25 protein-coding genes, 2 tRNA genes and 1 riboswitch are annotated in these 23,830 nt (G+C 66.0%); of the genes, 15 read left to right on the top strand and 12 right to left on the bottom strand.

Annotated elements, in window-relative coordinates; genetic code table 11:
- Window positions 1–51: 51 nt before the first annotated feature.
- Window positions 52–1,677, top strand: a complete 1,626-nt coding sequence (cimA, locus tag V9E98_08685) for a citramalate synthase (protein MEI2717057.1) — start codon at window positions 52–54, stop codon at window positions 1,675–1,677.
- On the opposite strand, the gene V9E98_08690 is transcribed toward cimA, so the two are convergent.
- The gene (locus V9E98_08690) at window positions 1,674–2,114 is read right to left on the bottom strand and encodes a hypothetical protein (GenBank protein MEI2717058.1); all 441 of its coding nucleotides are present in this window, start codon (window positions 2,112–2,114) and stop codon (window positions 1,674–1,676) included. The genes cimA and V9E98_08690 overlap by 4 nt on opposite strands.
- Between V9E98_08690 and V9E98_08695 the strand changes: the two genes are divergently transcribed.
- Together V9E98_08695 and V9E98_08700 are read left to right on the top strand one after the other, a co-directional pair.
- A complete protein-coding gene (locus tag V9E98_08695) occupies window positions 2,098–2,616 on the top strand; it encodes a DMT family transporter (protein MEI2717059.1) in 519 nt (172 codons plus the stop codon). The genes V9E98_08690 and V9E98_08695 overlap by 17 nt on opposite strands.
- 38 nt (window positions 2,617–2,654) lie before the next feature.
- Entirely contained in the window at window positions 2,655–3,419 is a 765-nt protein-coding gene (locus V9E98_08700; protein ID MEI2717060.1) for a hypothetical protein, read from the top strand.
- A gap of 1 nt (window position 3,420) precedes the next feature.
- Here V9E98_08700 and V9E98_08705 read toward each other — a convergent pair whose 3' ends face one another.
- Window positions 3,421–4,389, bottom strand: coding sequence for an NAD(P)-dependent oxidoreductase (locus V9E98_08705; protein ID MEI2717061.1), 969 nt, complete (start codon window positions 4,387–4,389; stop codon window positions 3,421–3,423).
- Between the two features lie 35 nt (window positions 4,390–4,424).
- Between V9E98_08705 and V9E98_08710 the strand changes: the two genes are divergently transcribed.
- From V9E98_08710 to V9E98_08740, 7 genes are all read left to right on the top strand, one after another.
- Window positions 4,425–5,207, top strand: a complete 783-nt coding sequence (locus V9E98_08710) for a fumarylacetoacetate hydrolase family protein (protein MEI2717062.1) — start codon at window positions 4,425–4,427, stop codon at window positions 5,205–5,207.
- The gene (gene gltX / locus V9E98_08715; protein ID MEI2717063.1) at window positions 5,200–6,690 is read left to right on the top strand and encodes a glutamate--tRNA ligase; all 1,491 of its coding nucleotides are present in this window, start codon (window positions 5,200–5,202) and stop codon (window positions 6,688–6,690) included. Before V9E98_08710 ends, gltX begins: the two co-directional genes overlap by 8 nt.
- A 46-nt stretch (window positions 6,691–6,736) precedes the next feature.
- A tRNA-Gln gene (locus V9E98_08720) sits at window positions 6,737–6,808 on the top strand.
- A 66-nt stretch (window positions 6,809–6,874) separates the two neighbouring features.
- Window positions 6,875–6,947 (top strand) — tRNA-Glu (locus V9E98_08725).
- Between the two features lie 234 nt (window positions 6,948–7,181).
- Window positions 7,182–9,068 carry an alpha/beta hydrolase gene (locus V9E98_08730; protein MEI2717064.1) on the top strand — a complete coding sequence of 629 codons (1,887 nt, stop codon included), beginning with the start codon at window positions 7,182–7,184 and terminating at the stop codon, window positions 9,066–9,068.
- A 203-nt stretch (window positions 9,069–9,271) separates the two neighbouring features.
- On the top strand, window positions 9,272–9,649 hold the full coding sequence (locus tag V9E98_08735; protein ID MEI2717065.1) for a hypothetical protein: 378 nt from the start codon (window positions 9,272–9,274) through the stop codon (window positions 9,647–9,649).
- A gap of 326 nt (window positions 9,650–9,975) precedes the next feature.
- Window positions 9,976–11,151, top strand: coding sequence for a GGDEF domain-containing protein (locus V9E98_08740; protein MEI2717066.1), 1,176 nt, complete (start codon window positions 9,976–9,978; stop codon window positions 11,149–11,151).
- 141 nt (window positions 11,152–11,292) lie between these two features.
- Here V9E98_08740 and V9E98_08745 read toward each other — a convergent pair whose 3' ends face one another.
- The 6 genes from V9E98_08745 to V9E98_08770 all read right to left on the bottom strand — a co-directional run bounded on the left by V9E98_08745 (window position 11,293) and on the right by V9E98_08770 (window position 16,424).
- Complete coding sequence (locus V9E98_08745; GenBank protein ID MEI2717067.1) at window positions 11,293–12,150, bottom strand: serine protease; 858 nt, start codon at window positions 12,148–12,150, stop codon at window positions 11,293–11,295.
- 78 nt (window positions 12,151–12,228) lie between these two features.
- Complete coding sequence (locus tag V9E98_08750) at window positions 12,229–13,152, bottom strand: adenosylcobinamide-GDP ribazoletransferase (GenBank protein MEI2717068.1); 924 nt, start codon at window positions 13,150–13,152, stop codon at window positions 12,229–12,231.
- Window positions 13,149–14,213 carry a nicotinate-nucleotide--dimethylbenzimidazole phosphoribosyltransferase gene (gene cobT / locus V9E98_08755; protein ID MEI2717069.1) on the bottom strand — a complete coding sequence of 355 codons (1,065 nt, stop codon included), beginning with the start codon at window positions 14,211–14,213 and terminating at the stop codon, window positions 13,149–13,151. The genes V9E98_08750 and cobT overlap by 4 nt, the downstream gene beginning before the upstream one ends.
- Window positions 14,210–14,800 carry a bifunctional adenosylcobinamide kinase/adenosylcobinamide-phosphate guanylyltransferase gene (gene cobU / locus V9E98_08760; protein ID MEI2717070.1) on the bottom strand — a complete coding sequence of 197 codons (591 nt, stop codon included), beginning with the start codon at window positions 14,798–14,800 and terminating at the stop codon, window positions 14,210–14,212. Before cobU ends, cobT begins: the two co-directional genes overlap by 4 nt.
- Window positions 14,785–15,402: an SCO2322 family protein gene (locus V9E98_08765; protein ID MEI2717071.1), complete on the bottom strand. Its 618-nt coding sequence runs from the start codon at window positions 15,400–15,402 to the stop codon at window positions 14,785–14,787. Before V9E98_08765 ends, cobU begins: the two co-directional genes overlap by 16 nt.
- Complete coding sequence (locus V9E98_08770; GenBank protein ID MEI2717072.1) at window positions 15,402–16,424, bottom strand: aspartate-semialdehyde dehydrogenase; 1,023 nt, start codon at window positions 16,422–16,424, stop codon at window positions 15,402–15,404. Before V9E98_08770 ends, V9E98_08765 begins: the two co-directional genes overlap by 1 nt.
- A 122-nt stretch (window positions 16,425–16,546) precedes the next feature.
- Between V9E98_08770 and V9E98_08775 the strand changes: the two genes are divergently transcribed.
- Window positions 16,547–16,753 (top strand): hypothetical protein, encoded by a 207-nt coding sequence (locus V9E98_08775; protein ID MEI2717073.1) that lies wholly within the window; start codon window positions 16,547–16,549, stop codon window positions 16,751–16,753.
- 190 nt (window positions 16,754–16,943) lie between these two features.
- Here V9E98_08775 and V9E98_08780 read toward each other — a convergent pair whose 3' ends face one another.
- The 4 genes from V9E98_08780 to V9E98_08795 all read right to left on the bottom strand — a co-directional run bounded on the left by V9E98_08780 (window position 16,944) and on the right by V9E98_08795 (window position 20,742).
- Window positions 16,944–17,921, bottom strand: a complete 978-nt coding sequence (locus V9E98_08780) for an SCO2322 family protein (GenBank protein ID MEI2717074.1) — start codon at window positions 17,919–17,921, stop codon at window positions 16,944–16,946.
- On the bottom strand, window positions 17,921–18,982 hold the full coding sequence (locus V9E98_08785; protein ID MEI2717075.1) for a prenyltransferase/squalene oxidase repeat-containing protein: 1,062 nt from the start codon (window positions 18,980–18,982) through the stop codon (window positions 17,921–17,923). Before V9E98_08785 ends, V9E98_08780 begins: the two co-directional genes overlap by 1 nt.
- 81 nt (window positions 18,983–19,063) lie before the next feature.
- Window positions 19,064–19,183: riboswitch (cobalamin riboswitch) on the bottom strand.
- A gap of 93 nt (window positions 19,184–19,276) precedes the next feature.
- Window positions 19,277–20,275 carry an aldo/keto reductase family protein gene (locus V9E98_08790; GenBank protein MEI2717076.1) on the bottom strand — a complete coding sequence of 333 codons (999 nt, stop codon included), beginning with the start codon at window positions 20,273–20,275 and terminating at the stop codon, window positions 19,277–19,279.
- Between the two features lie 8 nt (window positions 20,276–20,283).
- Window positions 20,284–20,742 carry a DUF3043 domain-containing protein gene (locus V9E98_08795; protein MEI2717077.1) on the bottom strand — a complete coding sequence of 153 codons (459 nt, stop codon included), beginning with the start codon at window positions 20,740–20,742 and terminating at the stop codon, window positions 20,284–20,286.
- A 334-nt stretch (window positions 20,743–21,076) separates the two neighbouring features.
- Here V9E98_08795 and V9E98_08800 point away from each other — a divergent pair, with 334 nt between their 5' ends.
- The 4 genes from V9E98_08800 to V9E98_08815 all read left to right on the top strand — a co-directional run bounded on the left by V9E98_08800 (window position 21,077) and on the right by V9E98_08815 (window position 23,812).
- Entirely contained in the window at window positions 21,077–21,880 is an 804-nt protein-coding gene (locus V9E98_08800) for a PspA/IM30 family protein (GenBank protein MEI2717078.1), read from the top strand.
- 10 nt (window positions 21,881–21,890) lie between these two features.
- Window positions 21,891–22,166 (top strand): hypothetical protein, encoded by a 276-nt coding sequence (locus tag V9E98_08805; protein ID MEI2717079.1) that lies wholly within the window; start codon window positions 21,891–21,893, stop codon window positions 22,164–22,166.
- A 153-nt stretch (window positions 22,167–22,319) separates the two neighbouring features.
- Window positions 22,320–23,222 (top strand): zinc metalloprotease HtpX, encoded by a 903-nt coding sequence (gene htpX, locus V9E98_08810; protein ID MEI2717080.1) that lies wholly within the window; start codon window positions 22,320–22,322, stop codon window positions 23,220–23,222.
- Window positions 23,222–23,812, top strand: coding sequence for a hypothetical protein (locus V9E98_08815; GenBank protein ID MEI2717081.1), 591 nt, complete (start codon window positions 23,222–23,224; stop codon window positions 23,810–23,812). Before htpX ends, V9E98_08815 begins: the two co-directional genes overlap by 1 nt.
- The last annotated feature ends 18 nt before the right edge of the window (window positions 23,813–23,830 follow it).

A 23,830-nucleotide genomic window follows, 5' to 3' on the forward strand; every position in this document is an offset into this window, starting at 1 on the left:
CCGGGCGAGGGGGTTTTTCGTTGGACCGGCACGCAACGAGAAGGGCGCATCATGAGCAACGGACCGGCAGACACGAGTCTGCCGAACGACAGTTTCCACGTCTTCGACACGACATTGCGCGATGGTGCCCAGCGCGAGGGCATTTCGTACTCCGTTGCCGACAAGTTGGCCGTTGCCCGTCTGCTCGATGACTACGGCGTGGGATTCATCGAGGGTGGCTGGCCCGGTGCCATGCCCAAGGACACCGAGTTCTTCGCCCAGGCCCGTGACGACCTGAAGCTGCGGCACGCGCAGTTGGTCGCGTTCGGCGCCACCCGTCACGCCGGAGTCAAGGCGCACGAGGACAAGCAGGTCCTGGCGTTGCGGGACTCCGGGGCGCCGGTCGTCACCTTGGTCGCCAAGTCCGATGTGCGGCATGTGGAGCAGGCGTTGCGAACCACGAACGAAGAGAACCTCGCCATGGTGGCCGACACGGTGCGGTTCCTGGTCGGCGAAGGGCGGCGGGTCTTCGTGGACTGTGAGCACTTCTTCGACGGCTACGCACACGACTCTGACTACGGGGTGCAACTGCTGATCACGGCCGCTGAGGCGGGCGCATCCGTCGGCGTGCTGTGTGACACCAATGGCGGGATGCTCCCGAGCGGTATCCACCGCATCGTGACTGATGTCGCCGAGCGCAGCGGAGTGCGCCTCGGGATCCACTGCCAGGACGACACCGGGTGTGCCGTCGCGAACACGATCGCCGCAGTCGAAGCCGGCGCCACCCATGTGCAGGGAACGGCCAACGGCTACGGCGAGCGGACCGGCAACGCGGATATCTTCGCCGTCGTGGCCAACCTCGAGTTGAAACTCGGGATGCAGGTCCTGCCCCCGGGAAACCTGACCGAGACCGTTCGCATCTCCCATGCGATCGCCGAGATCGCCAACCTGCTGCCTGACACTCATCAGCCCTACGCGGGTAGCTCGTCGTTCGCCCACAAGGCCGGACTGCATGCCAGCGCTCTGAAGGTGTCGTCCGAGCTGTACAACCACATCGACCCCTCCGTGGTGGGCAACGACATGAGAATCCTCGTCACGGAGATGGCCGGGCGGGCCTCAGTCGAGTTGAAGAGCAAGGAACTCGGTCTGGACCTGACGGGCAACAAGGAGGCCGTCACGCACCTGGTTGACCGGGTCAAGGACATGGAAGCGCAAGGGTGGTCGTTCGAGGCAGCCGATGCGTCGTTCGAACTCATGATTCGTGACGAGACGGGGGAGCAACCGCCTTCGGTGTATGAGTTGGAGTCGTGGCGCACACTCGTGGAGCGCCAGGCTGATGGGACCGTTGTCAGTGAGGCCACGGTCAAGGTCATCGTTGAAGGTGAGCGGGTCATCTCCACTGCTGAGGGCAACGGTCCCGTCAACGCCCTCGATCGGGCCCTGCGCGAGGCGTTGATGGAAGCGCATCCGGAGATCGACCGGCTCGAGCTTGTCGACTACAAGGTCAGGATCCTGGAGGGGGTCAAGGGGACGCAGGCGGTGACCCGTGTGCTCGTCAGCACGTCAGACGGAACTGCTGACTGGCAGACGGTAGGGGTGCACGAGAACGTCATCGAGGCGTCGTGGCTCGCGCTCGACGATGCCATCCGGTACTCGTTCACGCGTGGCCTGGAAGCCGACTTCACGTCCATCAGCTAGCGTCCGTGCAGAGCCGCAGCTGGTTGTTCAGCTACTTGGCGTTGGCCGTCATCTGGGGACTGAGTTTCGCCCTCATCAAGCAGGCGCTCGCCGCCATGACCCCGCTGCAGGTCACGACGGCCCGCATGGGGCTGGGGGCGCTGACGGTGTGCGTCTTCCTGCTCGTGGCCCGTCGGTTCCCGCGGCCCAACGCCCGCGAATGGCGCAACCTGTTCGTCCTCGGCGTCGTGGGCCTCGGGCTGCCGTTCGCTCTGATCGCGTTCGCGGAAACCCGGATCACATCGATCCTGGCTGGGCTGTTGAACTCCTCCGTCCCGTTGTTCGCTGCGATCTTCGTGGCGCTGCTGATTCCGGCTGAGCGTCCCGACCGCACCCAGGTCGTAGGACTGCTCGTCGGCTTCGCCGGCATCGGAGTGCTCTGTGGGGGTGTGGAACATCTCGACATCCGGCATCGACCTCGTCGGCGTGACCGCGATGATCTTGTCGGGCCTGTGCTACGGCTTCGGAACTGCGTTCGGGCGTGTCTCGATGGCGAACTCCGACCTCGCCGGTACCCAGTTGACTGCCATGCAGTTACTCACCGGTACCGGAATCGTGGCACTCCTGCTCATCGTCGATCCGGGCGTGCCACCGGCAGCTCCGACCCTGGTGACCACCGCGTCGATCCTGGCCCTCGGAATCTTCGGGACCGGGGTCGCGATGGCGTTGTTCTGGGGTGTCCTGCGGCAGGCGGGGGCGACGGTCGCGGCAACGGTGACCTACGTCATCCCTTTGGTGTCGACCACTGTGGGTGCGGTGCTGCTCGCGGAGCCGTTGTCCTGGAACCAGGTGGTCGGCGGACTCATCGTCGTCGGGGGAATCGCCCTGACTCAATGGTCACAACTGACCGGTCGTGGAGTGATGGCACTGTCCCGGTCGGGGCCGGTTGTCGATGAGTAGCCTGAGCCGATGAGTGCGTGTTCCGCGAGGTTGCCGCGATGAGCGGCGGACAGGGGATGTTGCCGCACATCTCCGAGCCTGCGCAGGTGTTCGATGACACCTCGCGCTATCTGGATCGCTTCGGCTGGCTGTTGACCCTCGTGTGCGGCACCATCGTGGTGGCTTCCCTCGTGCACGTTCCTCACGAGCAGGGTGGTATCGAGAACTACGGGGCAATGCTGCTCGCCGCAGTGGGCTACCTCGCGCTCTTGTTGGCCATCCACGCTTGCGGGGTGACCCGGAGGTATCGCCGGATCGCCGAGGCGGTCATCACGGTGCTGGTCCTCGTTCAGGTTGGGGGTGGGGTCTACGCGATCGTCCAAGGCGACCAGGTCGCAGTGGATGTGCGGTTCCCGCCAGTCGGGGCGCTGCTGTTCTCGCTCCTGTCGCTGGGGCTGGTGATCCGGCGGCTGCTCAACCATCGAGATGTCACCGCAGCGACCCTGATGGGCGCCATCACTGCGTACATGCTGATTCCGCTGACGTTCTTCAACCTCTATCTGACCATCGACTCGCTCTCGCCGGGACCGTTCTTCGCGAAGCCCGAGCCGTCGTCGCAGTTCATGTTCTTCTCGCTTACAGCGGTGTCGACGTTGGGCAGTCCGCTGGAACCGAGCAGCGATCTGGGCCGCCTTCTGGTCGCGGGTGAGGCGATCGTCGGACAGTTGTACCTGGTCGTGTTCGTCGCCATGATCGTCGGACTCATGGCGAGCCGGTGGAAGGGGCGAGCCGCCTCTGACGACGGCGAGGCAGAGCCCTCCTGAGTCAGATCATCCCCTCGGACCTCAGCCAGGCCGCAACCCGCCGCATCCCCTCATCGAGGTCGACGGCCGGCTCGTATCCCAGCACCTCACGGGCCTTGTCGATGGAGTAGGTACCCCGGCGCAGGAGCATCCCGAGGCTGGCGTGCCCCAGCTCGCTCTCGCGACCCAGAGCCCGCGTAGCGCTCCCCACCGACAACGCCAGCGATCGCGCCAGTGGCGTAGGCAGTGAATACACTCGCCCTCCGACGAGATCCGCGAGACGACTGAAGTACTCCCAGCACGAGACGCCGACTCCGTCGGTGAGGGTGAAGATCTGCCCACGGGCGGCCCGGGTCGCCAGGACGAGTTCGACGCCATCGACAAGGTTGTCGATGTAGGTGGGCGAGAAGATTCCGCGCCCCCCGTCGGGCAGGATCGCCTGGTGGCTGCGGATCAGTTGGAGGGGGATCAGCACCCACGGGCGGGAACCGGGTCCGTACACATCACCGGGACGCACGATGGTGCAGTCGATCTCACCGGCAGCGTGGGCCGCCAGAACCACAGCTTCACCGTTGATCTTGGTGTCGGCGTAACTGTGGCCGGTCAGATGTGGTGGGTGCTGCTCGGTGACCTGGTCGGGGAAGTCCTCACCGAAAGCGGCGATCGAAGACACATGAACGAAGTGATCGACCCCGGCTTGTGTGGCCACCGTCATCACGTTGCGGGTCGCCAGGACATTCACCTGCCAGGCCTCCTCGAGTGGAGCAACGTTGGACACGACCGCCGCGGTGTGGATCACGGCGTCCACGCCTTCGAGCAGATGGGCCCACCGCCATGGGTCCAAGGTGTCCCCGAGTGTCGTTCCACGACTGGGATCTGCCACGAGGTCGACCCCGCGAACGGTCACCCCAGAGGCTGTGAGGCGGTCGTGCAGGTGGCGCCCGATGAACCCGCCGGCGCCGGTGATCAGGACGGTGCGAGGCAGTGACATGTGGTCAACGTACCGGCGGTCGGTAGGCTCGCGGGGTGCGCATCGCCCGGTTCTCCCTGCCCGACGACACCATGGTGTTCGCCGCCATCGAAGGTGACGGAGTCACCGAACCCGAGATGGTGCGTCCCATGCGTGGCCACCCTTTCGGTGAACCGGACCTCGTCGATGGAACTGTCCCGCTGGCCGGACTCAGGATGCTGCCACCGGTTCTTCCGTCCAAGATCGTGGCAATCGGCAAGAACTACCGCGGTCATGCGGCCGAGATGGGGTCGGACCTTCCGGCCTCACCCTTGATGTTCCTCAAGCCCAACACCACGGTCATCGGACCGGGGGGGACGATCAGGATCCCCGAACAGTCCGAGCGCGTCGACTTCGAGGCTGAGTTGGCCGTCGTCATCGGCAAGCTGTGCCGACACGTGTCAGTGGACGATGCGGACCAAGTGGTCCTGGGGTACACGTGCGCGAACGATGTCACCGCTCGGGACCTCCAGGTACGGGACGGGCAATGGACCCGGGCCAAGGGCTTCGACACGTTCTGCCCCCTGGGTCCGTGGATCCAGACGGACCCCCTGCCGGATTCTGCAGTCGTCCAGTGCGAGGTGAACGGCGACGTCCGCCAGCAGGCTCCACTGACCGACATGGTGTTCGACGTGCGGCACCTGATCGCGCACATCACCAGCGTGATGACGCTGCTTCCCGGGGACGTGATCCTGACCGGTACCCCGGCCGGGATCGGGCCACTGGCCGACGGCGATCATGTGAAGGTGACGATCGACGGGATTGGATCGCTGAACAACGAGGTGGTTCTCGGTGACTGACGATGGCATCAGGGTTCGCTTCTGCCCGTCGCCGACGGGCAACCCACACGTCGGAATGGTGCGTACCGCGCTTTTCAACTGGGCGTTTGCCCGCCACACGGGTGGAACGTTCGTGTTCCGCATCGAAGACACCGATTCCGCGCGAGACACCGAGGAGTCCTACGAGGCGCTCGTCGACGCCCTGCAGTGGTTGGGTTTGGAGTGGGACGAAGGGCCCCTGAAGGGTGGTCCGTTCGGGCCCTACCGGCAATCCCAGCGACTCGACGTCTACGCGGATGTAGCCCTCCGTCTGCTCGCCGCGGGCCGCGCTTATCGGTGCTACTGCACTCCTCAGGAACTGTCCGACCGGCGTGAGCAGGCACTCGCTGCCGGACGCACTCCCGGTTACGACGGCCATTGCCGCGACCTGACCGAGGAGCAGGTCACGGCCTACGAACAACAAGGTCGTTCACCCGCCATCCGGTTTCGGATGTCCGGCGCCGACTTCACCTGGGACGACCTCGTTCGTGGTGAGATGCACGTCTCTGCCGAGCACATTCCGGACTATGTGCTGGTCCGGGGTAACGGAGAACCGCTCTACACGCTGGTGAATCCCGTGGACGACGCGCTCATGGAGATCACCCACGTGTTGCGGGGTGAGGATCTGCTCTCATCGACGCCGCGGCAGTTGGCGCTGTACGACGCCTTGCGCGAGATCGGCGTCACCGAGCGCGCGACACCGTCCTTCGGGCACCTTCCGTACGTGATGGGGGAGGGCAACCGGAAACTGTCGAAGCGGGACCCCGAGTCATCGTTGAACATGTATCGCGACCACGGGTACCTGCCCGAGGGGCTGACGAATTACCTGGCCCTTCTCGGGTGGTCGATCGGCGACGATCGAGAGTTCTTCTCCAAGGACGAGATGGCCGAGCATTTCGAGATCTCCCGGGTGAACCCGAATCCCGCGCGATTCGACCTGAAGAAGTGCACGGCCATCAACGGCGATTGGGTGCGGCACCTGCCTGAGACCGAGATTCAACAGCGGTTGATCCCCTATCTGACCGAAGCCGGAGTCCTGCCCGCCGATCCATCGGAGGAACAGTTGGATCTGCTCGCCCGCGTGGTACCGCTGATCCACACCCGCATGGACACCCTGGTCCAGGCTGCGCCGATGATCGCCTTCCTGTTCGTCTCCGACCACGATTTCGCCATCGATCCTGATGACGCCGCCAAGGTTCTCAAGGAAGGGTCGGCGACTGTGATCGCAGCTGCCCGCGACGCCCTCGCCGACGTCACGGATTGGACCACGGATCACATCCAGGCTGCGCTGCGAACGGTATTGATCGACGGTTTGGGTCTGAAACCGAAGCTCGCGTTCGGGCCCGTGCGTTTGGCCATCACGGGGCGGCGAGTGTCGCCGCCGTTGTTCGAGTCGATGGAACTCCTCGGTCGGGCGCGGTCACTCGACCGACTCGATCGGGCGAGGCAGTGGGCCGATCAGTAGCAGCCCTTGGGGCACTCGGGGTTGGGGCTATACTCGTCGGAGCCCTTGGGGTATGGGGTAATTGGCAGCCCGACGGTTTCTGGTTCCGTTAGTCTAGGTTCGAGTCCTGGTACCCCAGCGAAATCCTGGTTCACCCAGGATTTTTCACTGTCTCCGCGTCGTGCCGCGGGGTTCAGTGGTTCCTGGCCCCGTTGTGTAGTGGCCTAGCACGCCGCCCTCTCAAGGCGGTAGCGCGGGTTCGAATCCCGTCGGGGCTACGGCTCGAGAACCCCTGGTGACCCCAGGGGTTCTCGTTTGTCGGGGTTCTTTCTTGGCAGGGCTCTCGTTGGTCAGAGTCCTGGTTGGTCAGAGTCCTGGTTGGTCAGAGTCCTGGTTGGTCAGAGTCCTCGTTGGTCAGAGGGGTGAATGTTGCCCGTTCGGTTGGGACCCCGACGCACGGACTGTTACTTTTCGGTACCTCGCAGTAACTAGTAATCGTGGTGGTGGCGTCGATGGCAAGGCGGATGGCGGTGGCGTTGGCGGCTGGGGCCCTGGCCGCGGCGGGAATGGCCGGTACGGGAGCAGCCCGAGCCGAAGGCAACTCCGACGTTCCTTTGCAGGACCCGCAGACCTCCGCGCCCCCCCAGGGCTCCGCGACTCCTGCTTCCCCGTCCCGGGAAGTGGCCGTGAGTGGCTCCCGCACAAGGCGTCAGTTCGCTGTGGTGACCCCGGATCGCGGGCAGACCACGATCATCCGCATGCTCGTTTCCTCGCGCTCCCGTCCGACGATCGCGGTCGAGCGAACCCGATCCCGTACGGGGGCCAAAGGACTCACGGTTGTCGGCGGCGCCAAGAGACTCGCGCGCCATCGGTATGCCGTGACCGTGCCGATCATCAAACCGCGCGTCAAAGGAGCCAGTTCTCGGGCCGGCGAACTGAGAGTGTCCGTGGCCGGCAAACAACTGAGGGTGCGTAGCCGTTCGGTCCTGACCGACACCTTCACTCGCCAGGTCCGCGGCGAGATGTGCCGAGCCGTGAGTCCGTTCGACATCGCCAACCACGACAAGGACACCCGGATCGCCTTCCAGCCGAAAGTGCTCTTCGGCAAGGCCATGGCGGGATTCCGGCATCCGCAGTACGTGGGAAGTTTCGCGGTGCTGCAGGCGTGCACCGGGCAGTCGCCGCAGACCTACATGAACGCATTGAGCGGGGTTGATGCCGCAGCGGTCACCGCCCGCAGCCTGTCGGCGAGCGCGGCGACGTCGCCCATCGATACCTCACCGGGATCAGGCGATGCGGTCGTGCTGGTCTCCGGCTTCATGTCCCAAACGCCGTTCACGACCCCCGGCGCTGTGTGCAGCGCACCCAACATGTCCGCGGGAGGCACCTGGTACGCGCTGCAGACAAGCTTGGCGAACGCCGGTGTCCCGGTCTACACGGTCCCGGAGACGGAATACGATTACTCAGGTGGCGGTGCCCCGGTTCCGGTGGCCATCGATCCGGCGGAAATGGGTCTGGGATCCTGCGCCCAAACCCAACTGCCCGCATTGATGACGATGAACACAGCCGGGGATTTCGACATCAACTCGAGCATCTTGGCCAACTACCTGAACTACATCAACGAGAACTTCGGGGTCGAGCGGGTGTGGCTCGTCGGACACTCAGACGGAGGGCTGTGGTCGCGGGGCGCGATGGACTACGCGAGTTTTATGCCGGGGATCCAGATCCAATCGATCACGACCATCGACACCCCGTACACCGGCTCCTTCCTCGCCGACCTCGGGGAATACGAACTGACCGACACGTGCGGTGCGCTTCAGCTTGAGTGTCAACTGGACGTGGCTGCGCTGAACGAGATCGTCGATCACTTCGCCACGGCAGTCGGCGAGGGTGCGGCCCTGAACGAGATGACCTCCGACTACATGGCGGAGTGGAACCAGCGGCTGGCTGGGATCCCCGGGGAGACTCCCTTCTACGCCGCCTCCGCCATCGGGATCAACGACCCACGCACGTTCAACTACTTGAGTTCGGGCACGGGAGACGACCCCTTCTACAACCCGAACGACATTGCTGTCGGGCTGTCCAGCGCTCAGGCGGACGGTCTGGTCGAAAACGGCACGATCTCGGTGCTCCGGTGTTTCCCGACCGTTCCAGGACTGCACACCGAGGTCCCCGGCAAGGTGCTGTCGATCGGCCAAGACGTCGACCTGATCAACTCCTTTCCCGGTTCGAGCGTGTTCCCGAACTCGACCACCGCAGTCACCATCAACCCCATGGTGATCGAGTACGTCAGCGAGGTCCTCGCCGGCAATCCACCGACGCAGACATGCCCGTCGGCGGGTTACGAGCAGTCGGGGCAGTTCGCGCCGGGCCAGTTCGGATCCTGGCCGGACAGCTAGTCCGAAATTGACCTAGGGCGCCACGCGGCAGCGCCCGGCGGAGCCGGGACCCTTGGTGGGGTCAGGCGGCTGGTTCGAGGCAAGCCTTGTAGCCGAGGGCTTCGAGTTGGCGGACGTGGTTGCGGCGTTGCCGGGCGATGATGGCGAACTGGATCCGCATCGTGGTAGCAGAGACAACCATGAAGCAGGTGTAGGCCAGGGCAGTGGCGGCGGTCGCCGTGAACGTCAAGGGAATCGGTACGGTTGCCGCGCCACCCGACGCCATCGCCCACGATCGCCATCCGCGTGATCGCGTCGTGGAACTCCTTGCCGAAGTGCAGATCGCTCCCCCACACACTCGCCTTCTCCCAACGCAGATCGGTGAGATCACACAGGAGTTGAACCGTGCCGTACTGGGCGACCAGCGACTCCATCTCAGGCACCATGGCGGCATAGTCCGCTTTGTCGATGACTCCGCTGAGCCGGTATCCCAGGACCGAGCCTTCGCTGCCGTCGAGTTTCTCCAACATGGTTTCCCCTTCCAGCCCCTGGCTCGGACCAGCGATGAGCCGCTCGTGCGAACCGAACTGCATGCCCGGTAGTCGCCCGCCGGTCGGCAGGTCCAGAGACAGCCGGTCATGTTCCATTCTGCCTTCGTCTGAATCAGAACGATTTCCTTCGTCCGCCTTTCGCACGCGGACGCTCCCTGGGAATGGCAGCCACAATCAACTCATGGCCTATTCCTTCGCAACCGAGCTATGGATCTGGGACGCCCGCAAGCGACGCAAACTCAGCCCCGATTGCCGGGTTCTTCTCGGTGACGACTTTGTCGATTCCCCGCGGGTGTTGCGCGAAAATGTTGTGACTGCGCGCGTGGTCCGATTCACTGGTGAGGGAGGGCTGAGAGGTGTCTGTCCCGAGTGATTCGATGGCGTCGACCGGACCCGGTCCATCGCCAGCCAGCGGTGTCCTCCGTCGCCGGGTTCGCCTGCTGACGTGGCTCCAACTGGGCCTGGCAGCGCTGCTCTGCGTCGGGGTCGCGGTGATCGCGGTAGCAATGAGCCCTGCGATGCCGGCCCGGATCTCGTACATGGCCATGACCGGCGCGCTGGCGGCGCTCATGATCGCTGCGTGGGCGATGAACCGCGCGGGACACTATCGGGTCGCTGCCTGGGTAACTGTCGTGGTCGTGTCCATCCCTCCATGGCTGGCGCTGGCTGTCGACGAGCAGGTCCGCGCCGGGGACCTGATGCCATTGACATATGTGGTGTTGTCGATCGTGCTGACCGCGATGCTGCTGGACACCGCGAGCACAGTGGTCGTTGCAGGGGTCCAATGGGCCGCACTGCTGTTGTTGTCGTTCGTGTTACCCCACTCGAGGTTCAATTGGCCGAGCTTGCTGACGCTGGTGTTCTTTCTTTCGGTGCTGGCCATCCTGTACACAATCGTCACCCGCCGCGATACCGAACAGATTGAGGAGCAGGGCCGCAGGATCCGCGAGGATCAAAGGGAACTTCACGACCGCCTGGTCCACGATCCGCTGACTGGGCTGTTCAACTGGGGACATCTCGCCGAGGTTCTGCCACGGACGATCACGCAGGCCCAAGAAGATGGAATGCCAGTCAGCCTGCTCGTCTTGGACATTGACAACTTCAAAGCCATCAACGACTTGTATGGGCACAACGTTGGTGACCAGGTGCTGCGAGATGTCGCCTCGGTGCTGCGCTCGACAGTTCGTCCCTCGGACATCGTCTTTCGGTTCGGAGGGGACGAGTTCGTCGTGATCCAGCCTGGACTGGCCGCAGATGTCGCGCACGCACGCGCAGCGGAAGAGCTCCTGCACCTTCGCTCCATTCAACTTCCTGATGCGCCGACCCAACTGCAAGTCTCCGTGAGCGGCGGAATCGCGAGCTACCCCGACCACGCCACCAATAGCGAAGACCTCTTCCGTCGGGCGGACGCCGCGCTCCTCGAAGCCAAACGCTCCGGCCGCAACCGACTGGAGCTGTCCAACAAGTACCCCAATCCGCTCAGTGAGGATTGTGCGGCAACCGACGATGACAGGGGGCCTACGGCGCACGGCTCATGGAACACCTTTGGCTGAGTCCTCGCGGCCATGCCTCCAACATGGGAGGAAGTGTGCGCGACAGTCTCAAGCCCGGGGCTTGCTCGGTTCACTCGCTGGCAGACTCCGCGCCCTCTGGCAAACTGACGACAGGTGCTCGTCAGCTGGCCACGGGGACGATCACGAGATGACTTGCAGAACCCACGATCGATACGCGGCGACCTTGGTATAGACGCCGGGCTGGCCCCGCTGAGCGCACCTGTTTCCGCCGAAACTCACGATGCCTGCGAGCAGGGGCACGCCACCCGGGCCGGTCACGACCAGGGGGCCTCCGCTGTCGCCGCTGCACGAGTCCACAACGATCCCACTCGCTTGGAGACCACCGGCACAGACCTGGGTTCGCGGTGCGATCCCGCCCCAGATCCACTGGCAGCGCGATCCGCGCACCATCCGCAGAGCACCCTGCTGCATGTGGTCGTCGTAGCCGCGACCACTGGCGCGGGTACTGCCCCAGCCGAACACCGAAGCAGGAGTGCCGGCCCGATACACGGACGTGCTGCTCGCCATGGCCATCGGGGGTGCTGCCACCGGTTGGCTCAGTTGCAGAACGGCGATGTCTCCGCGGTCGGTGCGTCGGTCCCATGGGCCGCGCACGATGCGGCTGATCCCGACCGTGACCCCGTCGTCATCGGTCAAAACAGTTCGGCCCACGAAAGCGGCGAGGTCGCCGGCCCGTTCACCCGCGACGCAGTGGGCAGCGGTCACGATCCATTGTGGGTCGATCAGGGTGGAGCCGCAGAAGACGCCTTCGGACGCTGACCGGTCGTTGTAACCCAACGCGACCACCTGCGGCCAATCGCCAACGGGGACGTCTTGGCCGTTCACGACCGCGGGGCCGTGGGGTTTGGCCGACGCAGGAGTGGGGAGCGCCAGGACCGACAGAATCGTGATGAGCCCCACTATCAGGGGGATGATCAGCCGTGAACGGCCGTGACCTTGACGATGGGGGAGGGTCCAACTCCGGAGTTCAACGATCATGGTGCTCCCTGGTGGTGGGAACCCAGTGTGGGGCACGTACGTGGTCGTGTCACGCGTGGCCGAGGTGCTGATATGGCGTCAGGGCGCCAGGGCGGTCACGACGAGAGAGACGACCGTTGCGACCTGTGCCATGGCGCCCAGGACGTCGCCGGTGATCCCTGCGATGCGGCGCCGGATCGACAGCGTGGCCAGCCATGCCGTTGCGACGCCGATCGGGATCGCAGCCACAACCGCGATCGTGGCGCCGAGGCGGGCGTCATCATCGAGCAGTCCGAGGACCAGCGGCACGACCATGACTGCGACGGTGAGCGCCAGGGCTTGGACGCGACTCACACTGCCGCTCACCCAGGCACCCAGCCCGTCCGGTCGGGCAGCCTGCTGGGTACATCCCCAGAGGATCGCGACCCTTCCCGCGAGCACAGCCGTGACCAGTGCCTCGGTGCCATGGCCTCGGGTTACGGCCACAGCCAGGGTCGAGGTAGCCAGCACCGCGAATATGACGACCGCGAACACCCCCATCGGTCCGCTCGCCGAGTCCTTCATCACCGCCAAGGATCGATGCGCGCTCCCGCGCACCGCGATGGCATCCGCGGTGTCGGCGAGTCCGTCCAGGTGCAGCCCCCCGGTCAGGAGTTCGACGGTCATGATCGCAAGCGCCGCCGCGACCAGAGCGCCGGGTGGGTCGGTTGCCATCGATCCCCACACGTCACCGTCGATGAGCGCGCGTACCGCGAACAGGACGACGGCTGCGAGAGTCGCTACGACAAGACCGGTCACCGGGGCCAGTAGCACTGCGCGCCGTACGACAGAGGCTGAGGGCGCGGGGCCGGACTGTTGGGCAGACTCGGTCTGTTCGCGATCAGTTGCTGTCTCGCCTGTCGCAGAGGTCTTGGGAGGTGGGTCCGATGCTGCTCCCGTCGGCGGGCTCTTGCGCGCGTCGGAGGATCGGTCGATCGGCAGGATCGTGAACAGGCCGAACGACAGCCGCAGCGCGGACGTCACTCTTGCCCGATGAACTGGTCGTCCGGTGAGGAGATCCCCGCTGCTTCGAGCGTCGCCATGGTGCCGAGCAGTGCGGCTGCCGCGTTCACGACAGGCAGCGCGGTCAATGCCCCGGTCCCTTCGCCGAGCCGCATCTCCAGGTCGAGCACTGGTGTCAGTTCCAGAGCGGCCAGGGCGATCGAGTGAGCCGGTTCCGCCGAGCGGTGCCCCGCCCACCACCACTCTCGCGCTCCCGGGTCCATCCGATCGGCGACCAGCGCGGCGGCCGTCACAACGACGCCATCTAGTAGGACGGGTATGCCGCGCTGGGCGCAGCCCCCGAGCAGGCCCGCCATGACCGCGAGATCGGCGCCCCCGATCGTCTCCAGGACGGCGCTCGGGTCACTGCGCAGTTCGCGACTGCGCCACAATGCGTCGCGGACGGCGGCTACCTTGCGCATCCAGGTCGCATCATCGATCCCGGTCCCTCGACCAGTGACGCTGACGGGATCCTCGTCACCCAGTGCGGCGATCAACGCGGCGGCGGGTGTCGTGTTACCGATCCCCATGTCGCCGACGATCACCAGATCAGCTCCGGCTTGCCGTTGTTCCTCGGCCAACGCTCGCCCGAGGTCGAGTGCGGCGCTCGTCTGCTCGGCAGTCAGGGCGTTCTCGCGGTCGATCGATCCACTTGCTCGCCGAATCCGTCGCTGCGTGATCGTTGCGGGAATCGTCAGGCCGGGATAGTCGGAATCGACGGACGCGTCGACCACCTGAACGGAGGCCATCACATCGCGGGCGAGTACGTTGACGGCGGCCCCTCCGGACACCATCGTGGCGACCATCTGGGCAGTGACCTCGCTGGGGTAGGCGCTCGTCGCCGCCATGGTCGCGACCCCATGGTCCCCGGCGATCACGACGACCCGAACCGCGCGGAACGGTTCGGGCGGGCACCTGCCCTGCACCCCCGCGCACCAGACGGCGATGTCCTCGAGCGCCCCGAGCGCCCCCACCGGCTTGGCCAGTCGGCCGAGACGGTCTCGGGCCTGGGCGCGAGTGTCCGGGTCGGGTGCGGGGATCATGTGGGGTGTCCTGACAGCAGTTCCCCCGATCGCGGATCGCCTCCGATCGGCAGGAGCCGCCCGACGACGACGAGATAGACCTCATCACATTCGGCGGCCACCGCGCAGTTGCACTTGCCCAACAGGTCCTGGAACAGCCGACCCGCCGGAGTGCCGGGCACGATCCCCATGCCGACTTCGTTGGTGACCAGAACGACCCCGCCTTGCGCGCAGCGCACCGCATCGGTGAGCTCGTCGATCTCCTGGTGAAGCAGTGGCAGCGCGGACGCTGGGTTCTGCCAGGCGCCGTGGTCATCCAGCCGGGACGTGAGCCACAAAGTCAGGCAGTCGACGAGTACCGGATTCCCAGGGTCCGCGCGGCGGATCTCGGTGGCGATATCGCTGGTCTCGATCGTTGTCCAGTGATCGGGTCGTCGGGAACGATGGCTGCGAATCCGATTTACCCACTCGGGGTCGTTCGGGTAGCGGGGGGCGGTGGCGACGTACGTGACATGGTCGGCTTGCGAGGCCAGGCGTTCAGCGGCGGCACTCTTGCCTGAGCGGGCTCCGCCGGTGAACAGCACGCGGGCGATCATCGGCGCCGCCACAGCGACAGCCCGTAGCCGCCCGCGACGAGGACGAGCAGCGCCAGCGAGTACACCCAAGCGGGCGGGGAGTCATTCTGCGGCGGGTCACTGCTCTCCACCGGGTCCGCCGTGGTGACAGCGAGAGCCGCGCATTCGGTACTCGGGTAGCCATCGATCCCGCAGATGAGGCCTTCCTCCCCGGCGCGGATCTCAGCCGCTGCGGCCAGCGCACTGCTCGGAGTGACGGGACCGCTGACCGCCACGCACGCGACGCGGTCGGAAGGCGGAGTCTCGCCCACCGGCGCGTCGGATGTCGAACCGTAGTCGATGACCACCGCGACCGGGGTACCGCGTCCGCCGGTTTCCTGCGGACACAGCTCGTCATATCGAGCGACAGTCTCAGGCGCCTTGGTGGCCTTGACATCCCCCGAGCTGCGCACGAAGACCCACGCAAGCACGGAGCGGGCGGGAACGTCCAATACGTCAGGATTTCCCTGTTCCTGGCGCCAGGTGCCGTCTGGGGCCGTCCATAACGACCAGAATCGGAACTGAGGTTCCGCGCGAGCAGTCCCGAGTGAGGCCAGCATCGCCAGTGCGATGGCCGTCCGCAAAGCTGTGCGCATCAGTCGAGCAGAAGTTCGGCGATCTGAACGGCATTGAGTGCCGCCCCTTTGCGCAGGTTGTCGTTGGACACGAAGAGAGCGAGTCCTCGGTTGTCCGCGACTCCGGGATCCTGGCGAATCCTGCCGACATAACTGGGGTCTCGACCGGCGGATTCGAGCGGATTGGGCACATCGGCGACAACCACGCCCGGGGCGTCGCCCAAAAGTTCTCGGGCGCGTTGCGGCGTGATCGATCGGCTGAACTCGGCGTTGATGCTCAGGGAGTGGCCGGTGAAAACAGGCACCCGCACACAGGTGCCACTGACCGACAGGTCCGGAATGTGGAGGATCTTCCGGCTCTCGTTGCGCAGCTTCTGCTCTTCGTCCGTCTCGCCGGAGCCGTCATCGACGAGCGAACCCGCCAGCGCCACTACGTTGAACGCGATGGGTCGCACGTACTTGTCAGGTGTCGGCAGGTCTGCGCGCTGCGGATCGTGGGTCAGCGCGTCGGAGAGCCCGTCCAGCAGGGCGGTCTGACGCGCAAGCTCGGCGACGCCCGCCAGTCCCGAACCCGAGACGGCCTGGTAGGTGCTGGCAATCAGTCGAACCAGTCCAGCATCGTCATGGAGCGGCTTCAGCACTGGCATGGCTGCCATGGTCGTGCAGTTGGGGTTGGCGATGATCCCTTTCGGTGGGTGGAGCGCCGTCTCCGGATTGACTTCGCTGACCACCAACGGCACGTCGGGATCCATCCGCCACGCGGATGAGTTGTCAATGACCGTAACGCCGGCTTCGGCGAACTTCGGGGCCAAGGCCCGTGAGGTCGTCCCCCCCGCGGAGAAGAGGGCGATGTCGAGCCCCTGGGGGTCTGCAGTTGCAGCGTCCTCGACCACGATCGTGGTGTCTCGCCACGGCAGTCGGGTCCCAGCGGAGCGCGCCGAGGCGAAGTACCGCATCTGCGTGACCGGGAACTGACGTTCCGCCAAGATCTCGCGCATCACCGTTCCCACCTGGCCGGTGGCGCCCACAACTCCGACTCGCATGGGGTTCAGGCTACCGTCGGTGGACGCCATACCTGGTCAGACGTGATCCGCCCCGGGGTCATCCGGGGCCAGCACTCGGGGCACCGCGGCCAAGGATCGCCGGCCGCGCATAGAGTCGGGCCATGAAATGGCACTGGCAACTGCTCGCCCGCGACGGCGGGGAATGGCACGGCGACAACTTCGGAGGTCAAGTGTTCCCCAGCCAGGCCGACGCCGAGACGTGGCTGGGCGAGTCTTGGCGCGAACTGCGGGATCATGGCGTCGCCGCCGTGATCCTGCTCCAGGACGAGCGTGAGGTCTATGGCCCGATGTCTTTGGACCCTGCCTAGCCGATCCCGAATGCCCAGCCCATCCCGAATGCCCAGCCGATCCCGAATGCCCAGCCGATCCCGAATGCCCAGCCGATCCCAAATGCCTAGGTGGGTCCGGGGACAGTTCCGGGCTCGTCTTGGCGATCAGCGCGTCGCCGGCGCCATCCGGTCTTCGCCGGCGCCATCCGCTCTTCGCCGACAGTAGTGGCTAACGCCCAGCGTGCCGCCGCCACCAGAGACCACTGCCGATCAGGGCCACCGCGGCGATCGTGAGCGCCGCCGGCCACCATGGTTGGTCAGGATCATCGGTGTGGGCGGTCGCCGCGACGAACTCCGGAGCGGCGCTGTCCGTCGCCGACGTCACGACCGAGGGCATGGGGCTTGGTGCGGATTGATCCGATGTCGGCTCGAGCGGCGGCTCGGACTTGGTGGAGGCCGACCTGTCGGTGGAACTGTCGCGGCTCTCCTGGCCTTCCGACGCAGCGGAATCCTCGGTCGCGGTGTCGGTGCCGATGGGTCCGGGTTCTTGCGATGCGACCGGTTCGGGGCGGGAGTCGGAGCCGGACGATGAGCGCGCGGAATCCGCGTCGCGGGCGTCAGGCTGACTACGGGTGCGCGGTGGGGCGCTGGGCGCGGTTTCTTCCGTCACCGCCGGGGCGCATTCGCCGCTGGGGTAGCCGCCGATCGCGCACACTAGTCCTCGCTCCGTGCGCACATCGGCCGCCTGCGTCAGGACCTGACTACCAGTGGCTCGCTGTTCGACGACGGCACAGGTGCCCCGCGGCTGGGGCGGGGACTGGCCGGGGGGAGCCTCGCTGGATTCACCGAAGTCGAACACAATCGCGATCCGCTTCATGCCGCTCGGAGCTGCCCCCGGGCCGCAGAACCGGTCGAATGCCTCGGCTGCGGCGATCCGCGGCTGCGCTCCTTGGCCACGCACCGTGCTCTGCGCGAACCGCCAACCCTGCACGCTGCCGTCGGCCGGGAGGGCGGATCCGGGTCCGACCGGGCTGAACGTCCAGGCACCCCCGGTACTGCTCCAGTACGTCCAGTACCTGTACTCGGTGGCCCGAGCCGGTCCAACGGCGGCCAGCAGTGCAACGACGACGACACCTGCGGCGAGAAGCTGACGTCGCAGGTGTCCCCGGAGTCGGGACACTGGTGCCCGGCCGTCCCGGAGTGGCATCACTGCATCGAGGAGTTCAAGCCACGGATGAGATTGACCCCGCCGAATGAGGTGGGGCTGGAGTTCGTTCGGCCGGCAGTGAGCAGGAGGGTCCCGGTCGCACCAGGGTTGGTCCCATTCTCGGTGTAGGCCTTGGCCTGTCCCTTCAGTGCCGACAACGACGAGCTGACCACCCCGGGCTGGTACTTGGCCGCGGCCAGGGCGATCACGGCTCCGGCACTGGCGGAGATATCCGAACCTCCCCCTGACGATGCCGGCAGCAGACCGCCATTGGCTCGCAGGGTGTTGGCCAACGCGTACAAGGCGTAGGCCGACACCTTCTTGGTGGAACGGAGTCTGCCGTCGGGCCCGCAGTTCATTGCCGCGCCCTTTTGGCCGGAACGGAAGGCGGGCAGCGACGTCGTGGTGCCGATGGCGACCTGCGCGGTGGCCAGGGCATCTGGAGTGCGGGCGACTGAAGGGTCGAACGCCATCAGTCCACGCTCGGCGACCGGCTCCGCACAACGCAGTTGGGCGCCGGCCAGGAACCGCTCGGCTTTCTGGGTCTGCTGACGCAGCCCCTTGGACTTGGCCACTCCGTTGAACGCGGCCAAGACCAGTCCGGTGCTGTTCGAATCACTGGATCCGCCGGCGAACCACGGGAAGCCGCCGTCGGGGTTCTGCTGCTTGCGCAGATAGCCCACGGCTTTCTGGTACTCAGGGAAGCGACCGACGGCGCGCAGGGCCATGGCGCCGAGAGCCGTCGAGTTGGTGTCCTGCCCCGTGTAGTTGACGGGATCGGGCGCCGCGCACGCCAAGGAAGTGTCCGGACGGTAGGCGGTGAACGCCCCGTTCTTGCACTGCTGATCGAGCAGCCATTCGATCGCTGGGCTCGGCACTGATCGCTTCACGGCGACGAGGCCGGTGATCGCGAGCCCCTGCCGGTAGACGCCGTCGTAGGTGGGGTCCTGGGACCCGAAGAGGCCCGGATCGGTGGCGGCTCCCGCCGGTGCCCCGGTCAACAAAGTGGTGCCCAGGAGTGTGGCTGTGGCGCCGGCGGCGATTCGTGTGGCGAGCATCATGCCCGGTCCCTTCGGTACGGGTCCGGGGCGAGGGCCCGGGTCCGTCAGGGACCTCGGGCTCCAGATCCGCAGACCACGACGGTGGAGCCGTCCTCGCCCGTCAGGTGCTCCGACTGCCTGCCCCGAGGGACAGATCACGGTTGCGGGTCAGTGCCGGAATCCCACCGGCTTCCCCTGAACATCGGGCGTGTTCGGTTCGTCGACCGTAGCACGGCGATCCCGCACACCCCAAAGGTCGCTGGGCCGCGGGCCAAACTTGGGCCCAGGATCGCTCTGGGGCCCCGGGAGCAGAGGTCAGGGCCGCTGGTCGGGGGAGCGAGTCCGCCCTGGATCCCGTTCGACGACGTCACCGACGACGTCATCGACCGCTGCCATGACGTCGCGGTCCAGTCGCACTCCCGTAGCGCGCAGGTTCTCGCGGATCTGGTCGGGCGAAGTGGCTCCGATGATCGCTGCCGACACGGCGGGGTTCTGCAGCACCCAGGCCAGCGACAACTGTGGCAGTGTCAACCCGGCCTGATCGGCGACCACCCGGAGCCGCTGGATGCGCTCCAATACGTCGTCCCGCAGCCAACGCTGGACGAAGCGGCTGCCCTCTTTCGACTCTGCCCGGGATCGGGGTGGGATCGGCTGCCCCGGTACGTATTTGCCCGTGAGTGCCCCTTGGGCGAGCGGAGACCACACGATCTGCCCGATTCCGCGTGGTGTCGAGGTGGGGATCACCCGCTCCTCGATGACCCGCCACAACAATGAGTACTGGGGTTGATTGGACACGATGCGGTCGAGTCCCAGGTCGTCGGCGATCCGCACGGCCTCGCTGATCTGATCAGCCGTCCACTCCGACACCCCTATGTAGAGGACTTTGCCAGCCCGGACGAGGTCGTCGAAGGCACGCAGAGTCTCCTCGAGCGGCGTCTCGACATCGAACCGGTGCGCGTTGTATAGGTCGAGGTAGTCGGTGCCCAGACGCTGCAGCGACGCGTCGCACGAACGCAGGATGTGTTTGCGGCTCAGGCCTCGGTCGTTGCGTCCCGGGCCCATGGGCCAGAACACTTTCGTCGAGATCTCGAGGCCGTCGCGACGTTGGCCGGAGATCGCTCGCCCGAGTACCTCTTCGGCCCGACCCCCGGCGTACGCGTCGGCGGTGTCGAAGGTGGTGATCCCGGCGTCGAGGGCGGCATGCACGCAGGAGCGGGCGACGTCTTCGTCGATTTGAGCGGCGTGGGTGATCCAGTTGCCGTAGGCGAGTTCGCTGACCATGAGGCCGCTGTCGCCGAGGTGTCGGTACTCCATGCCGGGACTCAGGACCTCTGGATCGGTTCGCCGCCGGGCCGGATCCGTGGCGGTGGGATCCGCAGGCGCCGAATCTGCAACACGCGCAGGGTGGCGTACATCATGCAGCCCTTGCGGTCCACGGCGTCGGGCCACCGCTGTTTCAGTTGTTTGCTCAAGGAGAACAGCATCCAGCCGACTTCGAGGACGACGATGATGACGACACCGAACCAGATGAAGGCCACGGCGTTTTGGAGAGTTGGGTTGCGCAGGAACCCGACTACCAGGATGCCGATGGCCAGGAAGATGAAGAACTCGGCGATGCGGCGGCGGCCGTCGACGTAGTCGCGGGTGAAGGCCTTGGCGGGGCCTTGGTCGCGCGGAGGCAGGTACCGGGTGTCGCCCGCCATGAGACCCGCGCGGGCTTCTGCGCGCGCCTCCCGCTCGCGTTGTTTCATCGCTTTGCGGGCCGCCTTGGGATCGGCCAGGGACCTTCAGAGTCTGCTTACGGCGTGTCTCGGCCTCTTTCCGCGACGGGGTGGGCCGCCCTTTCGGCTGTTGCGCGGGGGGAGGGGTCGACGCGTCCTCCGCCACATCAGTGGCAGAGGACTCGGTCTGGTCGGGGGAGCGGCGGCGGAACACCTGCTCAGCATAAGAGGTGTCACCGGTGAGAGTCCGCAGATGTCACTTCCGCGCGCCACCGCCGCCGCGCGCGGGAACCCCGAAATGCCGGGGCAGGGCAGCATGATCAGCGCCGGATGGGTAGCGTGGGCTCCACCTGACCACATCGTGAAGGTCTGACAACCTCGAGAAGGGCGACCCATGGGCTTTTGGCAGCGATTCACCCTGGTGTTCAAATCCAAGGCGAACAAGATGCTGGACAAGGCCGAGGACCCGCGCGAGACCCTCGACTACTCCTACGAGAAGCAGTTGGAGTTGCTGCAGAAGGTCCGCCGGGGCGTTGCGGATGTCGCGACCAGCCGCAAGCGGGTGGAACTGCAGATGCAGGGGCTGCAGCAGCAGTCCGACAAGTTGGAGGGGCAGGCCAAGGCCGCGTTGGCCGGTGGTCGAGAAGACCTGGCTCGCGAGGCCTTGACCCGGCGCTCGGGGCTGCAGAGTCAGTTGAACGACCTGCAGCTGCAGTTGACCCAGCTGCAGGGCCAAGAAGAGAAGATGGTGGATGCCTCGCAGCGACTGCAGGCCAAGATCGACGCCTTCCGCACCAAGAAGGAGACGATCAAGGCGCAGTATTCGGCGGCCGAGGCGCAGACGAAGATCAACGAGGCCTTCTCCGGTGTGTCGGAGGAACTCAGCGATGTTGGTCTGGCCATTCAGCGCGCCGAAGAGAAGACCCAGACCATGCAGGCCCGTGCGGGCGCTATCGACGAGTTGCTGGCGTCGGGCGCGCTGGATGACCCGACCGGTTTGAGCAAGGACAACCTCACGCGGGAACTCGAGGCCATGGCCTCCCAGACCGATGTCGACAGCCAACTGGCGGCCCTGAAGGCCGAGATCGGCGGTCCGACGCCCGCGGCCGTCGAGAAACCGGCAACACCGGCTGTGGAGGCGGCGCCCCCGAGTGCCGCTCCGGCTTCTGAGGACAAGCCCGCCACCGGCGGCGCGTGAGGAGGCGACCATGATCATCCGTATTTCGGGCGAAGGTCAGTACCGGGTCGACGACGACACGCTGGCACGGCTGAACGAGTTGGACTCGGCCTTGGAGAGTTCCCTCGATGCCGATGAAGCCGAGTTCGTGGCCGCGCTGGCGGCGTTGCTGGCGCTCGTCCGTGACTCCGGTGAGGAACTCGCCGATTCCGAACTCGTGGAAAGCGACGTCATCCTGCCTGCGGGAGACTCCTCGTCCGATGACGTGCGCGCGATGCTCGCCTCGGACGGTTTGATCCCGGGCTGACAGCTCAGCGGGCGCATTTCCCGTGCGACGTCCGTTCTCTTCGAGGTTCTTCCCCCCGGAGGCTCGTCCACCTTCGAGCGCCCATGTTCGGGCTTCGTTCGAACCTGGCCCTGCTGCGGCGCCGGTTCGCGTGTGGTGCGGCACCATTGAGGGGTGGCACGAACCCGCTACACGAGTGACAAGGGCCTTACCCGTCGCATGCTGGGCACGATGGGTGGCCTGGGGCTGCTCTACGTCGTCGTCATCGGCGTGCTCATCGCCGTCGGGCTCAATGCCATCTTCGTGCTGGTGATCGCCGCGGGTCTGCTGTGGGGACAGTGGTACTTCTCGGACTCGATGGCCCTGCACTCGATGCGGGCCCAGGTCGTGACGCCGGAGCAGGCCCCCCAACTGCACGGTCTGGTCGACCGGCTGTGCGTGCTCGCCGACATGCCGAAACCCCGCGTGGCGATCGCCGATACGGACATTCCCAATGCTTTCGCGACGGGACGCTCACCGGAACGCTCGGTGGTGTGCGTGACCACCGGCCTCCTACGACGGCTGGATCGCGACGAACTCGAAGGAGTGCTCTCCCACGAGCTCGCCCATGTCGCTCACCGGGATGTGACGGTCATGACTGTCGCGTCGTTCGCGGCGATCCTCGCGGGACTGCTCATCCGCACGGCGATGTGGGGCGGCATCATGCGCGATCGCCGTGACCAGAACAGTGCGCTGGTGTTCTTGGCCGTGATGGTGGTGTCAGTCCTCGTCTATGTGTTCTCGTACATCCTCACGGCCGCCCTGTCCCGCTACCGGGAACTCGCCGCTGATCGGGGGGGCGCACTTCTGACCGGGAACCCCCGTGGTCTGGCGTCGGCGCTGCAGAAGATCAGCGGCGACGTCGGCCAGATTCCCACGCAGGACCTGCGGCAGATGGAAGCCGTGTCGTCGTTGGCATTCATCCCCGCACTGGGCAGTGGGCGCGGGTTCGACCTGGCGAAGATCTTCTCGACCCATCCACCGCTGGAGAAGCGGTTGGAGAACCTCGCCCAGGTCTCGACCGAACTGGGACGCTGATGGGCTTCTTCGACAACGTCCTGGGGCGGCGTAAGGCCGTTCAACCCGATCTCGACCAGTTGTTCCGCCTTCCGGCGGCGGCCATCACCTTGCAGGCCTCACTGGACTTCGTCGCGACAGGCGTTGGGTCGGTCGCCTTCCGGGCACCGGAGGGTCGTGCCTTCGCGGACGTCCAGAGCGAGATCCAAGACCTGCTCGATGCTGATGGCGGGCCGCGAGTGGAGGCGATCCGCGACGATTTCGGCTTCACGTGGCTGGTGGTGCGTCACGACCCGAACGACGTGGCCGGACTGGTCACCGACCTGCACGCGATCAACGCCACGTTGAAGGACACCGGGTTCGGACCGACGCTGCTGTGCTCGCTCGTGTCGTTTCGGGGTCCCGGGGGTCCCGGGGGTCCCGACGGTCAGGTGCTCGGCATGGTCTACCTCTTCAAGCAGGGAACGTTCTACCCGTTCGTCCCACTTGTGCAGCCGCAGCGCGACAATATCGCCGAGATCCAGATCCGCGACACGGTCGGATCCGACCTGTCGTTCGAACCGGATCTGGGCCGCTGGTTCGCCGTCTGGGGTGCCCCCGGTCTGGAGTGACCACTGCATTGATGACGC

This window comes from Candidatus Nanopelagicales bacterium (assembly GCA_037045355.1).
Taxonomy (GTDB): Bacteria; Actinomycetota; Actinomycetes; order S36-B12.